6 protein-coding genes are annotated in these 15617 nt (G+C 37.4%); all 6 read left to right on the top strand.

The window, feature by feature from the left end:
- Nucleotides 1-9: 9 nt before the first annotated feature.
- Complete coding sequence (locus BMY56_RS17475; protein WP_091627301.1) at nt 10-3816, top strand: Ig-like domain-containing protein; 3807 nt, start codon at nt 10-12, stop codon at nt 3814-3816.
- Between the two features lie 13 nt (nt 3817-3829).
- Nucleotides 3830-4783 carry a PorP/SprF family type IX secretion system membrane protein gene (locus BMY56_RS17470; RefSeq protein WP_091627298.1) on the top strand — a complete coding sequence of 318 codons (954 nt, stop codon included), beginning with the start codon at nt 3830-3832 and terminating at the stop codon, nt 4781-4783.
- Between the two features lie 15 nt (nt 4784-4798).
- Complete coding sequence (locus tag BMY56_RS17465; protein WP_091627295.1) at nt 4799-6739, top strand: OmpA family protein; 1941 nt, start codon at nt 4799-4801, stop codon at nt 6737-6739.
- A gap of 335 nt (nt 6740-7074) precedes the next feature.
- Nucleotides 7075-11544: a beta strand repeat-containing protein gene (locus tag BMY56_RS17460; RefSeq protein ID WP_091627294.1), complete on the top strand. Its 4470-nt coding sequence runs from the start codon at nt 7075-7077 to the stop codon at nt 11542-11544.
- A gap of 198 nt (nt 11545-11742) precedes the next feature.
- A complete protein-coding gene (locus BMY56_RS17455) occupies nt 11743-14232 on the top strand; it encodes a PA14 domain-containing protein (protein ID WP_177170995.1) in 2490 nt (829 codons plus the stop codon).
- A gap of 420 nt (nt 14233-14652) precedes the next feature.
- Nucleotides 14653-15617: hypothetical protein (locus tag BMY56_RS17450; RefSeq protein WP_143057844.1), on the top strand; the 965-nt coding region annotated here is incomplete at its 3' end.

Raw genomic sequence — 15617 nt, 5'->3', positions numbered from 1 at the left:
TAAACACTTATGGGTAAAATTACTTTTACTTTACGTTATTTTTTTTCGTTGAAGGGCTATGTTCTTTTGGCAACACTTTTATTAACGTTTTCCTTTTCTAGTATTAACAATTTAGAATCTGATTTGTCGAGTTTGTATACTATTGATACAGATGGCGATGGGGTTTGGGATTCAGTTGATATTGATGATGATGGTGATGGAATACTAGATTCTAAAGAGGATAGGAATTTAGATGGCGATCATAACCATACAACTAATCCTACAGATACAGATTGTGATGGCGTACCAGATTACTTAGATTTAGATTCGGATAATGATGGTATTTTAGATAATTTGGAAGGACAAAATTTCCATACCTATAAACCAAAATCAGGAATAGATTCTGATGGTAATGGTTTAGATGATATTTATGAAAGTTCTCCTGGAAGTGGTGAAGGTGTAGCAGTAAACGATAGGGATGGTGACGGAAAACCTAATCATCTTGATATTGATACGGATAATGATGGTATACCTGACAATGTTGAAGCCCAGACTACTGCGGGCTATGTGCCACCTAATCAAGATAGTTCTGCAACATATATCACAAACCATGGTGTAAATAGTGCCTATATCGGAGGGTTAACTCCTGTTAATACTGATGGCACGCCACCACCTAATAAGCCGGATTATCAAGATTTTGATAGCGATGATGATCTTGTGCTTGATAGTAACGAGGGCAACGATTTTAACTATGACGGTATTCCGGACCAAACATATACCGGTATCGATTCTGACGGCGATGGCCTGGACGATGGTTACGAAGGTTCCGATGTTAATGATGGATTCGACGTAAACGACGAGATCGACGACCCTGCGAACGATCTACCCGACACCGATGGTACAGGAGATGTAAATTACCGTGACCTTGATGATGACGGTGACGGAATCGATACTCCTGACGAGGATGCCAACAATGATGGCGACCCTACCAATGACGACACGGATAATGATAGTACTCCTGACTATCTTGATGTAGATAATACTCTAGGTCCCGATACGGATGGAGATGGAGTACCTGACAGTACCGACCTTGATGATGATAATGATGGTATTTTGGACACAGTAGAAGATCCGAATATTGATGGTGATAATGACCCATTGACCGATCCATTGGATTCGGACAATGACGGTAAACCGAACCATCTTGATATCGACAGCGACAACGATGGAATTCCGGATAACGTAGAGGCACAGACCACTTCGGGTTATATTGCTCCGAACGTAGATGATGCGGCGACGTATGCTTCCAATGATGGTGTCAACAGTGCATACCCAACAGGACTTGTACCTGTGAACACCGATGGCACCGACAATGTCGATAACCTTGATGATGACAGTGACAACGATTCGGTTCCTGATAATAACGAAGGCAACGATTTTAATTTCGACGGTATTCCGGACCAAACATATACCGGTATCGATTCTGACGGCGATGGCCTGGACGATGGTTACGAAGGTTCAAATGTTAACGACGGCTTCGATGTAAACGATGAGATCGACGACCCAGCGAACGACCTACCTGATACCGATGGTACGGAGGATGTTAACTATAGGGATCTTGACGATGACGGCGACGGAATCGATACTCCTGACGAGGATGCCAACAATGATGGCGACCCTACCAATGACGACACGGATAATGATGGAACCCCAGACTATCTTGATCCAGACAATGGTAATATGGAAGATTTAGATGTTATAGACGATGTAGTAACGACACTTATAAATACACCAATCGATATCGCTATTTTGGATAATGATTTTGGCATCCCGAGCGATGGTACGTTGATATTGACAGAACCATCGAACGGAACTATAGCGATTAATAACGGTGGAACACCCGACGATATTTCCGACGACACGGTTACCTATACTCCGAACGACGGCTTCGAAGGAACAGAAAGTTTCGATTACACGGTCTGTGATACAATGGGCAATTGCGATACGGCAACCATTACCATTACGGTAGGGGAGCCAGTTGCCTTGGATGTTGTAGATGATGTTGTTACCACACCGGTAGATACACCGATCGATATCGCTATTTTGGATAATGATTTTGGCATCCCGAGCGATGGGACGTTGACATTGACAGAACCATCTAACGGAATTATAGCGATTAATGATGGTGGAACACCTGACGATATTTCCGACGATACGGTTACCTATACTCCGAATGACGTCTTTGAAGGAATCGATAGTATCGATTATACGGTTTGCGATTCACTAGGTAATTGTGATACGGCAACCATTACCATTACGGTAGGGGAGCCAGTTGCGTTGGATGTTATAGATGATGTTGTCACCACACAGATAGATACACCAATAGATGTAGCTATTTTAGATAATGATTTTGGAATCCCGAGCGATGGTACGTTGACATTGACAGAACCATCTAACGGAATTGTAACGATTAATGATAGTGGAACACCTGACGATATTTCCGACGATTCGGTTACCTATACTCCGAATGACGGCTTCGAAGGAAGCGACAGTATCGATTACACGGTATGTGATTCAATGGATAATTGCGATACGGCAACCATTACCATTACGGTAGGTGAGCCAGTTGCTTTGGATGTTATAAATGATGTTGTTACCACACCGATAGATACACCGATCGATATCGCTATTTTGGATAATGATTTTGGCATCCCGAGCGATGGTACGTTGATATTGACCGAACCATCGAACGGAACTGCAGCGATTAATGATGGTGGAACACCGGACGATATTTCCGACGATACGGTTACCTATACTCCGAATGACGTCTTTGAAGGAATCGATAGTATCGATTATACGGTATGCGATTCAATGGATAATTGCGATACGGCAACCATTACCATTACGGTAGGGGAGCCAGTTGCGTTGGATGTTATAGATGATGTTGTCACCACACAGATAGATACACCAATAGATGTAGCTATTTTGGATAATGATTTTGGAATCCCGAGCGATGGTACGTTGACATTGACAGAACCATCTAACGGAATTGTAACGATTAATGATGGTGGAACACCCGACGATATTTCCGATGATACGGTTACGTACACTCCGAACGACGGCTTCGAAGGAACAGAAAGTTTCGATTACACGGTCTGTGATACAATGGGCAATTGCGATACGGCAACCATTACCATTACGGTAGGTGAGCCAGTTGCCTTGGATGTTGTAGATGATGTTGTAACCACACCGATAGATACACCGATCGATATCGCTATTTTGGATAATGATTTTGGCATCCCGAGCGATGGTACGTTGACACTGACAGAACCATCGAGCGGAACTGTAGCGATTAATGACGGTGGGACACCCGACGATATTTTCGATGATACGGTTACGTACACTCCGAACGACGGCTTCGAAGGAAACGATAGTTTCGATTACACGGTCTGTGATACCTTGGGCAACTGCGATACGGCAACAGTTGATATAACTGTAACTAATGATAATCCTATAACGCCTCCAGATGAATTTGTTATTGAAGTCAATCAGATGGTTACACCAAATGGTGATGGTAGAAATGAATTCTTATTTATAAGAGGCGTAGACAAAATTCAAAGGAGTACTTTAAAAATCTTCAACAGATGGGGAGTTGCTGTTTATGAAGGCGAAAATTATAATAATCAAAACAATGTATTTGACGGTAGGTCAAGAGGTAGGTCGACTTTGGGAGTTGATGATTATCTACCCGCTGGAATATATTTCTATATATTTGACTACACCACTATAGAAGGTGAGAAAATAGTAGATAGTGAATACCTTTATATTAGTAGATAATAGTTTATAAAATATGAATATTAGAAATAAGGTTTTAATTCTATTAGGCGTTTTATTGCTTATTTGTGGAACCGTAGTTGCACAGCAAGATGCGCAATATACCCAGTACATGTTTAATACAATGACTGTTAACCCAGCTTATGCAGGGTCCAGAGGTCAATTAAGTATTGCGGCGTTGTATAGATCACAATGGGTTGGTTTAGAAGGTGCCCCCAAAACACAAACGTTGAACATTCAATCTCCAATAAGAAATAGCAAATTAGGTTATGGTGTTTCTATAGTGAATGACCAAATTGGTGATGGAGTTGTGCAAGAAACTTATTTTGATGCAATTATTTCTTATACCATTGATGTATCTGCTGAAGGTAAATTATCATTTGGTTTAAAGGCTGGGGGTAATTTATTAAATCTAGATTTTACAAAGTTGCGTAATTTTGATGCTGAACCAGTAAGTTCAGATAATATTGAAAATAGATTCTCACCAAATGTGGGAGTTGGTTTATATTATCATGCAGAACGGTTTTATGCCGGTCTTTCTGCTCCAAATCTTTTACAAACAGAACATTTTGACAATTCTCAGCAGCAAGCTGGGAGCGTTCAATTCTTATCAAAAGAACGAATCAACTTTTATTTAATAACTGGTTATGTATTTGATTTAAATGGTAATTTGAAATTTAAACCAGCATTGCTAACTAAAGTAGTTGGTGGCGCACCTTTACAGGTAGATATGTCAGCAAATTTTATGTTTAATGATAGATTTACATTCGGCGCTGCTTACCGATGGGATGCTGCAGTTAGTGCAATGGCAGGTTTTCAAATTTCGGATCAGTTCATGATAGGTCTAGCTTATGATAGAGAAACTACAGATTTAGGAGGAACACAATTTAACGATGGGTCATTTGAGGTACTCTTGAGATATGAATTGGTTAAATCTTTTCAAAGATTGGTATCACCTCGTTTTTTCTAATTGGCAAACGTATATATGAAACATAGCGTAAAGTTTATTTTAGTAATCTTATTTTTAATTCATGGTTTAACCTATGCTCAAGAACGGTTAATTGAGAAGGGAAATGAGAAATTTGAAGCATATTCATTTAGTCCAGCAATTGATATTTATAAAAAAGTATTAGATAAGGGTTATGTGTCTGCAGACTTACTAAGAAAATTAGGAAATTCTTATTATTATAATGCAGATTATAAAGATGCTGCTGATACATATAAGAAATTGGTAGCGGAATATACAGAAGAAGTTTCTGCTGAAGATTATTTTAAATATGCCCAGACATTGAAAACTTTGGGAGATTATGATACTTCGAGTTCAATAATGACGAAATTCAAAGAAATTACGAAAGGCGATGGACGTGCAAACGCCTTCACTGAGGAGCGTGATTTTATGAAAGAAATTAAGGAAAATTCAGATAGATATAATTTTGGAACTTTCGAATATAACTCACCATACTCAGATTTTGCACCTTCATTCTTTAAAGAAGGATTAATATTTTCTTCGGATCGGGATACTGGTAATTTTGCAAAATATCGACATACTTGGAATGCCAAAGATTTTTTAGATCTATATGAGGTAAATGCAGATAGCTCTTCTTTAAATAGCGTTAAGAAATTAGGTGAAAATGTAAATACTCGATTTCATGAGTCAACATCAGTAGTTACCAAAGATGGTCAAACTTTATATTTTACGCGAAATAATTCTGAAAAGAAGAGAACGGTAAAAGACGAAAAAGGAATTGTTAGGTTAAAAATATTACGGGCAAAATTAAATGATGAGGGTGTATGGGGTGAAGTTGAAGAACTTCCTTTCAATAACGATTCTTATTCTGTTGCGAATCCAGCATTGAGTCCAGATGAGAAGACATTGTACTTTGTTTCAGATATGCCTGGTACGGTTGGTGCCTCAGATTTGTTTATGGTATCTATAAACGACGATGGTACATTTGGGCAACCAGAAAACTTAGGACCTAATATTAATACAGAAGCACGTGAAACATTCCCTTATATAACAAATGAGGAGATTTTGTATTTTTCTTCAGATGGTCATCCCGGCTTAGGTGGCTTAGATGTCTTTGCAACCAAAATCAAGAGGCAAGATTTTACAGGTAAAATATTAAATGTTGGCCAACCGGTCAATAGTAATAGCGATGATTTTACGTTCATTTTTAATGAAGAATCAAGAACAGGTTATGTAGCCTCAAATAGAGAAGGAGGTTTAGGGTACGATGATATTTATAGCTTCACCGAGACCAGATCTCTAGAATTTGATTGTATTCAAAAAGTAACGGGTACAGTTAGGGATAAAATTACAAATGAAGTTTTGGTAGGGGCAACAATAAAGGTTATTAATGAAAATAACGATGAACTTTTCTCAACAATTACAGATTCTGACGGTAACTATAGTTTAGAATTAGATTGCAATAAAGGTAATTTTGTTAGGGCTTTAATGGAGGGTTATATCCCGTTTGAAGAATACATAGGGGTTTCTGATGGTAAACCGAAAATTATTGATTTTTACCTTGAGAGAGACCAAATAACAGCAGGTTTTGGCGATGATTTGGCAAAATTGTTACAATTAAGTACAATTTATTTTGATTTCAATAAGTATAATATTAGAAAAGATTCAGAGGTCGAAATTGAAAAAGTAATAGCTGCTATGGAGAAATATCCTAGTCTTAAATTAAAGGTCAATTCACATACAGATAGCAGAGGACCTGCTGCTTACAATCTTTCGTTGTCACAAAAAAGGGCAGAGTCTACTATTAATTATATGATTAAAAAAGGTATTTCAGCAGATAGACTTGTAAGTGAAGGTTTCGGTGAAACTAAACTTTTGAATGAATGTTCAGACATTGTAAAATGTAGTGCTGAAAAACACGATGTAAATAGAAGATCAGAGTTTATTATACTAGAATAATCTGATAATTGAAATTTAAAAAAGCAACTATATAATTGGTTGCTTTTTTTCGTTTTATATGATGTTATATCACTTATTCTTTACCTTGAAATTACATTTTTAACGCGCTGAAACCCTTATGTTTTTTAGACCTTTATCGATGAAACACCATTGTAAAGGGCCTATTTATTTGTAAATATATTTGCGGTAAACAGCAATTTTATACGAATTCACTTAGTAATAACTCTACTTCACAACAATTTTTAGGGCTAACTCGACTCTATGATTATTTTAGCTAATGATTTATGCTATTTGCATCATTATGATCTAACGCAAAAATCTTTGGTTTAAAACTTATGAATTTAAAATACATATTTAGTTTTTTGTTTATCGTCGTTTGTTCATCCTTTATTAATGGACAACAGACCTATTTTGATAATTTCAATAATACCTCATATTCCAACAATAACGGAACTCAAAACTTTTCTGCGATTTGGGATGATAGTGAAGACAATAACCCAAGTAATGGAAGAATTAGTATTTCAGGAGGTAGACTTGTTTTTGAAAATTTGGATGGTCAAAATATAAGAAGAACATTAAACCTGAATGGAGCCTCATCGGTAACCCTTACTTTGGATTATTATGCAATTTCTAGAGGGGGTGAAAGTTTACGGGTACAGTTATATGATACTGGCTCAAATTCATTTCAGACCATTGCAACTATAAATAGTGACACAAATAATAGTATTTCATATAACCTGACAGCAAATCAAATTTCGACATCCTCCGAAATTAGATTTGAAGGAACAGACAACAGATGGGGAAATAGTGATAGGATTGAGATTGATAATGTACAATTTACGGCCAATTTTGGTCCTAATATAAGTATTGGTGATGTTACTGTAAATGAAGGAGCTGGGACGGCAACATTTACTGCTACAGCAGGTGGGACTGCCACTGCTGGATCATATACAGTAAACTATGAGACACAAGATTTAACAGCATCCTCAGGGTCAGACTACGGTGCCACTACCGGAACAATGACCTTTAATGGTGCTATTGGGGATACAGAAACCATTACGGTTCCAATTCTTGATGATATAGATCTTGAAAATCCTGAAACATTTAGAATTGTAATGATAAGCTCTTCAAATAGTAGTACGAGTATTTCAGATACCGCTTTAGGAACTATTACAGATAATGATTCCATTAGTATTACAGATGGGGCAACAACCAATGAATGTGGTAAAGTATTTTTAGACTCGGGTGGATTAGGTAATTACGGGAACAATGAGAGTATAGTACATACTTTGTGCCCAGAACCCGGTACTGATTATGTGACGGTAGATTTTACAAGTTTCGACATTGAGGCGGGTTTCGATTTTTTGTACATCTATGATGGTAGTTCTACAGGATCGACCTTAATCGGTCAATATGATAATAATAATATACCGACCACTATTGCAGCATCTGCTGGTGGTACGGGTTGTTTAACGTTTAGATTTACTTCAGATGGTAGTGTAAATGGCTCTGGTTTTCAAGCAGATATTAAATGTTCTCAAGAAGGACCACGGCTTGTTATCGATGATATTTCAGTTGATGAAGATGCTGGTACGGCAGTATTTACTGTAACCTCTACACGTGCAAGACATGGTACAAATGTATTTTTATTAGGATTTGTAAATACTCAATTTACTGTAAATTACACTACAACTAATGGAACTGCTTTATCAGGTAGTGATTATACCACAACTTCGGGTACATTGACTTTTAATGGAGCTATAGGTAATCAAAGAACAATTTCTGTACCTATAACAAACGATGGAATACCAGAATTAGACGAGAATTTCTTTGTGGAGTTTACTAGTGTTAATGCCCCAAATGCACAGGTAAACATTGAGGATACAGGAACAGCTACGATCAATTCGCAAATTTTGGCAAACGTACCTTTAACATTAATCAAACAATTTGATGGTAAATATGACTACGTGTCTACGGGTGGTAGTTTGCGCACTCAAAGCAATGGTGGAAATCCATGTGCCATTCAAGCGACCTCTACGAATCAGCTGGTTTCAGATATTCCTGCTACGGGTACAATAAGTGCAGCTTATTTATATTGGGCACATTCAAGTTATGTTACAGATGAGCAAGTGACATTTGAGGGTCAAACAATAAATGCTAATGCGGTATATCAAACAACGTTTAATGCAAGTGGAACAAATTTAAATTTTTATGGTTATGTAAGTGATGTAACTGGTTTAGTGAGTGGTATTCCCAATATTAATACAAATAACTTTGATTTTTCCGGCTTAAGTATTGATACCTCGAATAACTTCTGTAGCACTGCAACTGTTCTGGGTGGTTGGTCACTAATTATTTATTATGAAGAGCCTTCTTTACCTGCTGTGAATATAAATATTTACCAAGGTTTTGATGGTCTCCAGAATAATTCACCGGGTACTCCATTTACACTTGACGCATTTTTTGCAATTGCAGGGTCAGGTGCAAAGGCAACATTTCTGTCATGGGAAGGTGATGATACATTAGGGTCAAGTGGCGCAAATCCAGAAAGTTTAACGATTACCAACCAAGCCAATACAATTTTTACATTAGCCGGTGATGGTGGGCAAACAGGAAATAATGCATATAACGGAACCATTTTTGACAATACAACAACTCCAACGAACTATAATCAAACAAATGTTTTTGGAGTAGATTTGGACACCTATGATATATCAACATTTATTTCCCCTGGAGATTCTCAAATTACTGCGACAGTGAATGTTGGCCAAGATTATGTGATTAATATGGCAGTAGTAATGAAAGTACCATCTAATTTGATAACGGGTACTGTATTTGAAGATATTAATTATCCAGGTGGCGTAGGAAGAAATGAAGTTACATCTAATGGGGTTGGAATATTTGGCGCGATTGTAGAGTTATTTGATAGCAACGGTACATTCCGAGAGAGGAAAAACACTGATATAAATGGTAAATATTCATTTGCCGGTATGGAGGATGGCGATTACTTGATAAAAGTTGTGAATTCAACTGTTAGTTCAAACAGAGGAGGTGGATTGAATTGCAGTAGTTGTTTTCCTGTGCAAACATTCAGAAGTTTTGGTGACGCAACTACAATTAATGAAGTTACGACCGAGGTTGGTGGTGCAAACCCTGCAGCAAATTTAGATGCTGCATTAGGAATTTTAACAAATGCACAGTCAATATCTGAAGTATCGGTAGCTAGTAATGGTGTAACCGGTATTAATTTTGGATTTAATTTTAATACAATAGTAAATACCAACGAGAATGGCCAAGGTTCTTTGGAGCAGTTTGTTCTAAATTCTAACAATTTAGATGAAGTTGGTCTGGATGTTGAGGCCAATGGCCTTTTCGACCCAAATCCAGGTGAGGATATATCGATCTTCATGATACCACCTACAAGTGATACGTACGGTAGAACAGCAGATGCAAATTTTGTAAATGGTTACTTTGATATTTCATATTCAAATGCCAATACTATGTCAGTAATCACAGATGATAATACGGTAATAGATGGTCTTACCCAGACTGCATATTCGGGGGATACAAATTCTGGAACTGTGGGTGCTGGTGGTGCCAATGTAGGGGTTTCTGTATTTACTTTACCAGACTACAATAGGCCAGAAATTCAGGTATATAAAAACACTGGTGATGTATTTAAAACAGCAGGTAACAATGTAGCTATTCGTAACCTTTCAATATATGCGAACTCCAATGCGGGTATTAGGGTAGATAATGGGTCACTTTCAATTTTCCAAAATTTAATTGGTGTAGATGCTAAAGGCGTTACGTCCAATGCTTTGGATATTGGTATCGAAAATTTAGGCGGGTCAGTCGAAGCCGATAGTAATTTTATTGCAAATACAGGTGATTATGCCATATTAATAGACTCTGGCACCTCGAATATAATTCAAAACAATCACTTCGCTAATAATGGTAATGCGGCCTGTGATGACGCAATTTTGATTACTGGAGGTTCAGGAATTCAAATTTCACAAAATTTAATAGAAACTTCAGCTTCTACTGCAATTGATGGTGAAGCAAGTACGGGTAATATTATCATTTCAGAGAACTCATTGACCACATCAGGTCAGGATGGAGGGAATTGTACGGGTAGTCCACAACAAATGGCTATTAAGCTGGCAGGAGATGGTTCTGAGATCACTGGTAATAAAATTTATTTGAATGGTGGTTCAGGTATAAGTATTGTTGGTGGTACGGCAAATAGAATCAGTCAGAATTCAATTTATGCAAATGGAACAGATGGTGATGCTTTGGGTATTGATTTGAATAATGATGGTGTTACTTTGAATGACACGGCAGATGGAGATTCGGGTCCTAATGGGTTAGAGAATTTTCCTGTTATTGGAGGAGTATATATAGTAGGTAATACTATGGTTGTCACAGGTTGGACAGCACCCGGTACAACTGTAGAAGTGTTTTTTACCGATATTAATGAAGGTACTGCATCTGTGGGAGACAACCAGTTAGGCCTAACACAAGATTATGGTGAAGGGCAGGTGTATATAGGAACTGCTGTAGAAGGTAGTGCTAGTGATCAAGATGGCTCTACTTCTTCATATTTAGATGATGATGGTAATACTGATACTACCAATAAATACAAATTCACCTTTCCTTTACCGCCAGGTACGGCTTTAGGCGATTTAGTGACTACAACCGGTACAAGGGCTAATTCCACCTCAGAATTTTCACCAAAAGTTGTAATAACTACTTATACCGTAATTACAAATAGGCGAATTACCTATAGAGTTAAAACAAATTAGCTATAATTCTAGTTTAATTTAGACTACAATGGAGGTTTACGTAAAGCCATTGGTGAAAAGAATAAAAATGCGCTATAATTTTATTGATTATTCAGTTAAAAGGTTGTTGACCGCAAGAATGTTAGCTTATACAACGATAATCACAAATTTTTGATGATTCATCATTATAATTGTAAAATAAATATTTTTTAAGAAGTTGTGAATCAGAATGATAGATATTTAAGTCATGTAGGCAGGTCATTGATGAGCAATGGTTTAATAGGTAATGCAATTCTAATTGTTTTTTTTATTTATAGTATTGGATCATTCGCCCAAACAACTATTTGGTCTGAAGATTTTACGTATGTTAATGGCACCGAAAACGGAGCGGGTACTGGTGCATCTCCTGCAAACTGGACAACCACAATTACGGGTAAGGTTTGGGTTCAAGGCAATAGAATTGAGGCAACAAATTTAGGAACACAAGGTATTTGGAGTACAAATACAATTGATATTAGTAATTATACAGGAGTTACTTTTAGACTAAATGTAGCTACCCAAGGAGATACTAGCCAATTTGAACAAGGAACGGACTATTTCATAGGAGAGTATAGAATTGATGGTGCAGCTGCATGGACCGAATTTGAAAATGCTTCAGGTGATTCCAATCCTTCAGACCCTCTTCAACCTAATTATAATATTACATTGCCTGCAACCGGTTCAACACTGGAAATTAGGGTAAGGTTTTATAATACGGCAAATAATGAATATTACTATATAGACGATGTATTGGTTGAGGGAACCCTATCTGAATGTCCCGGTAAATTAGATTTTGAATTTTATGATTTGGTACCGACTGGTGCATCAGTAGATAATATACCAACCACAGGAGCATTAAATACAGGTCAATTTTCTAGCTTTGATGTTAATGCATTACAAAACCAAGAAGATCCAGGTGATACAGATAGTTTTTCAATTCGGTATACGGGTAAAATAGATATTACAACAGCTGGATCATATACTTTTTATACAACCTCCGATGATGGGTCAAAATTATTTATAGATGGAGTAGAGATAGTGGATAATGATGGTAACCATGGATCACGGCAAAGACAAGGAACCGTCACCTTAACAACTGGTTTTCATAATATAGAGATTCTATTTTTTGAAAATGGAGGAGGTTCGAACCTATCAGTTCAATATCAAGGTCCATCAATAGCAAAACAGAATATACCCTTTTCTATATTGCATGGTACATGTACAAGTGCACCGGTTGGAGATGAACCTCCAGTCTTAACAGCGACGGGAGATCAAATATTTTGCTCTGGTGACTCAATTTCTGTCGCAGAGACTATCAGTATTAGCGATTCAGACGACACAACGGCCAATGCTGTTTATATACAAATTTCCAATGGTTATGCCAATGGAGAAGATCTTTTGACGCTTACTGGTACACACCCTAATATTACTTCTACATGGGATGCTACACAAGGTAAAATAACACTCTCTGGACCCGCAACTTATACAGAATTTGAAACTGCAGTTTTGGCCGTAGAATACTCAAGTTCTGGGGTGCCTACCGGTACAAGGCAATTTTCCATTACTGTTGGTGTACCAAATTATTTGCCTAGTACAGGCCACTATTATGAATATGTTTCGAATTTGGGAATTACATGGACGGCTGCCAATGCAGCTGCCAATGCAAGCACATATTATGGTCTTCAAGGTTACTTAGCAACTTTGACCTCACAAGACGAGGCAGATTTTTCTGGAACACAAGCAATTGGTACTGGTTGGATCGGAGCAACTGATACAGCCTTAGAGGGTGAGTGGAGATGGGTGACAGGACCAGAGGCAGGTACCCTTTTTTGGAATGGAGCAGCTGCAGGAACAGAGATTACCTATGCTTTTTGGAATGCCGGAGAACCTAATGATTCTGGTGGTGAAGATTATGCACATATTACTCATCCTAATATCAATCCGAATGGATCATGGAACGATTTACCAAATGCAGGCGGAGGTGGTTACTATCAACCACAAGGCTATGTAATAGAATATGGGGGTACATCAGGTGACCCTTCACTAAACATTACAGATGTAACTACTATTACTATAGATAATGTAGCGCCCACAGCTAGCAATCCAAGCCCAATTACAGTTTACTGTACGAGTGATATACCAGCTACAGATATAACGGTTGTAACTGATGAGGCTGATAATTGTACAGTAAATCCAACGGTAACTTTTATAAGTGATGTAAGCGATGGTGGTACTAATCCTGAAATAATTACAAGAACATATAGAATTACAGATGATAGTGGTAACAGTACTGATGTAACCCAAACAATAAACGTTAATACGGTTGATATTACAGGGCAACCAACTGATCAAAGTGTTATAGTGGGAAATGATGGTATTTTTTCTGTCACCGCCAATAACACAGATACCTATCAATGGCAGTTGAGCACTAATGGTGGTGTCAGTTTCAATAATTTAACAGATGGTTCTGAATATTCTGGAACCCAGTCAACAGTATTGAGAGCTATTAAGCCAAATGTAGATAAAAATGGCTATATTTTTAGAGTGATAGTGTCTAATTCTGGGGGTGTATCATGTACTCCAGTAGTATCAAATGAAGTTATTTTGACAACCTTGGTAGGCACTGTGATTACCAATAAAAGAATAACTTATCGTGTAAAGAATAAGTAAGGTTACTAATTTTTTATTCTATTATATAGATTTACATTTCGTGTTTTAACGATTAACAAGCCTTACAAATTTTTCAGAATTGGTTTAAAAATGAGCAAATAAGACTTCCTTTTTTGAATTTTTATTTATGCTTTTTCTAGCTCTATTTTTAGTGTTTTTTTAATTATGTTTTTTATGAATGGACTCTTACAAGTGCATTAAAATCAATGTCTGTTCGATAAAGCGTAAATATAATTCTCTCTCATTTTAAGAAACCTTAACCTCATGTTTATCTACGTATACTGTGTAAATATCTCTCTACACAACATTTATTTTAAGGAGCACTACTTATAATCAATATTTGTGTATTGTGTTTACCAGTGATCCGTGTTGTTGAAAAATAACTGGAACTATCTGGAAACCACAATTAGAAAAACCTATATGACCAACGAATTTTTGAAGGTGGAATTGAATATTAAAAGTATGAAGAGTCAAACTACTACAACCCTAGGTAAATCCATTAAATGCTTGATGGTATTATTTGCTTTACTGTTGTCAGGCATTTCTATAGCACAAACCACAGTAACATTGGAAGATCAATGTAATTGTGAAGTTCTACAAGGAACAGATGTTACTGCACCAGGTGTTGCAACTCCGGCAGGCGCCGATTTGGGAGATCTATATGTAAATACAGATACAGGAACAATATATTTCTGGGATGGAACAACTTGGGAGTTGACATCTACAGATAGTCAGCAATTACAGGGTTTTACCTTTGATGTTGCTACTGGCGAGTTAGTCTTAACATTGGAAAATGGAGGAACATCAAGTGTAACCCTACCAATAGAAACCCAAACTACGCTATCTGGGGTTTCGCCCACAGGAAACGCTATTGGTGTTTATGAAAATGAAAATGGAGACTTGGTAACGATTAATGAGACCATTACTTCGATAGTGGATAACAATGACGGTAATGTCACTTTGGTCAATGAGGCCGGGGCAAGTGTTACCATATCCAAATCGGATATCACAGCGAATCCAGATGGAACCTATACATTTACCAACAATGATGGTAGCGATGTAACTATTGATACTAATGGCTTGGTGATCAGCAACCTTGTTGCAGGTAATAGGATCGCGACCTTGACCGAGGCCGATGGCACAATTTCAGATATCAATGAAACGATTACCGATATTACGGGCACATCGACCACTGGAAATGAAATAGGGGTTTATGAAAAAGAGGACGGTACCACGGTATCCATCCAAGAGACGATAACTTCGATAGTGGATAACAATGACGGTAACGTTACTTTGGTCAACGAGGCCGGGGCAAGTGTTACCATATCCAAATCGGATATCACAGCAAATCCAGATGGAACATATACGTTCACGAACAATGATGG

Origin of the sequence: Maribacter orientalis (assembly GCF_900109345.1) — a bacterium.
Classification (GTDB): domain Bacteria; phylum Bacteroidota; class Bacteroidia; order Flavobacteriales; family Flavobacteriaceae; genus Maribacter; species Maribacter orientalis.
This window is presented reverse-complemented; position numbering and strand designations above follow the sequence as displayed.

Excerpts from the sequence above, each read along its gene's own strand:
- BMY56_RS17475 (WP_091627301.1), top strand. The coding sequence starts at position 10 with ATGGGTAAAATTACTTTTACTTTACGTTATTTTTTTTCGTTGAAGGGC.
- BMY56_RS17470 (WP_091627298.1), top strand. The coding sequence starts at position 3,830 with ATGAATATTAGAAATAAGGTTTTAATTCTATTAGGCGTTTTATTGCTT.
- BMY56_RS17465 (WP_091627295.1), top strand. The coding sequence starts at position 4,799 with ATGAAACATAGCGTAAAGTTTATTTTAGTAATCTTATTTTTAATTCAT.
- BMY56_RS17460 (WP_091627294.1), top strand. The coding sequence starts at position 7,075 with ATGAATTTAAAATACATATTTAGTTTTTTGTTTATCGTCGTTTGTTCA.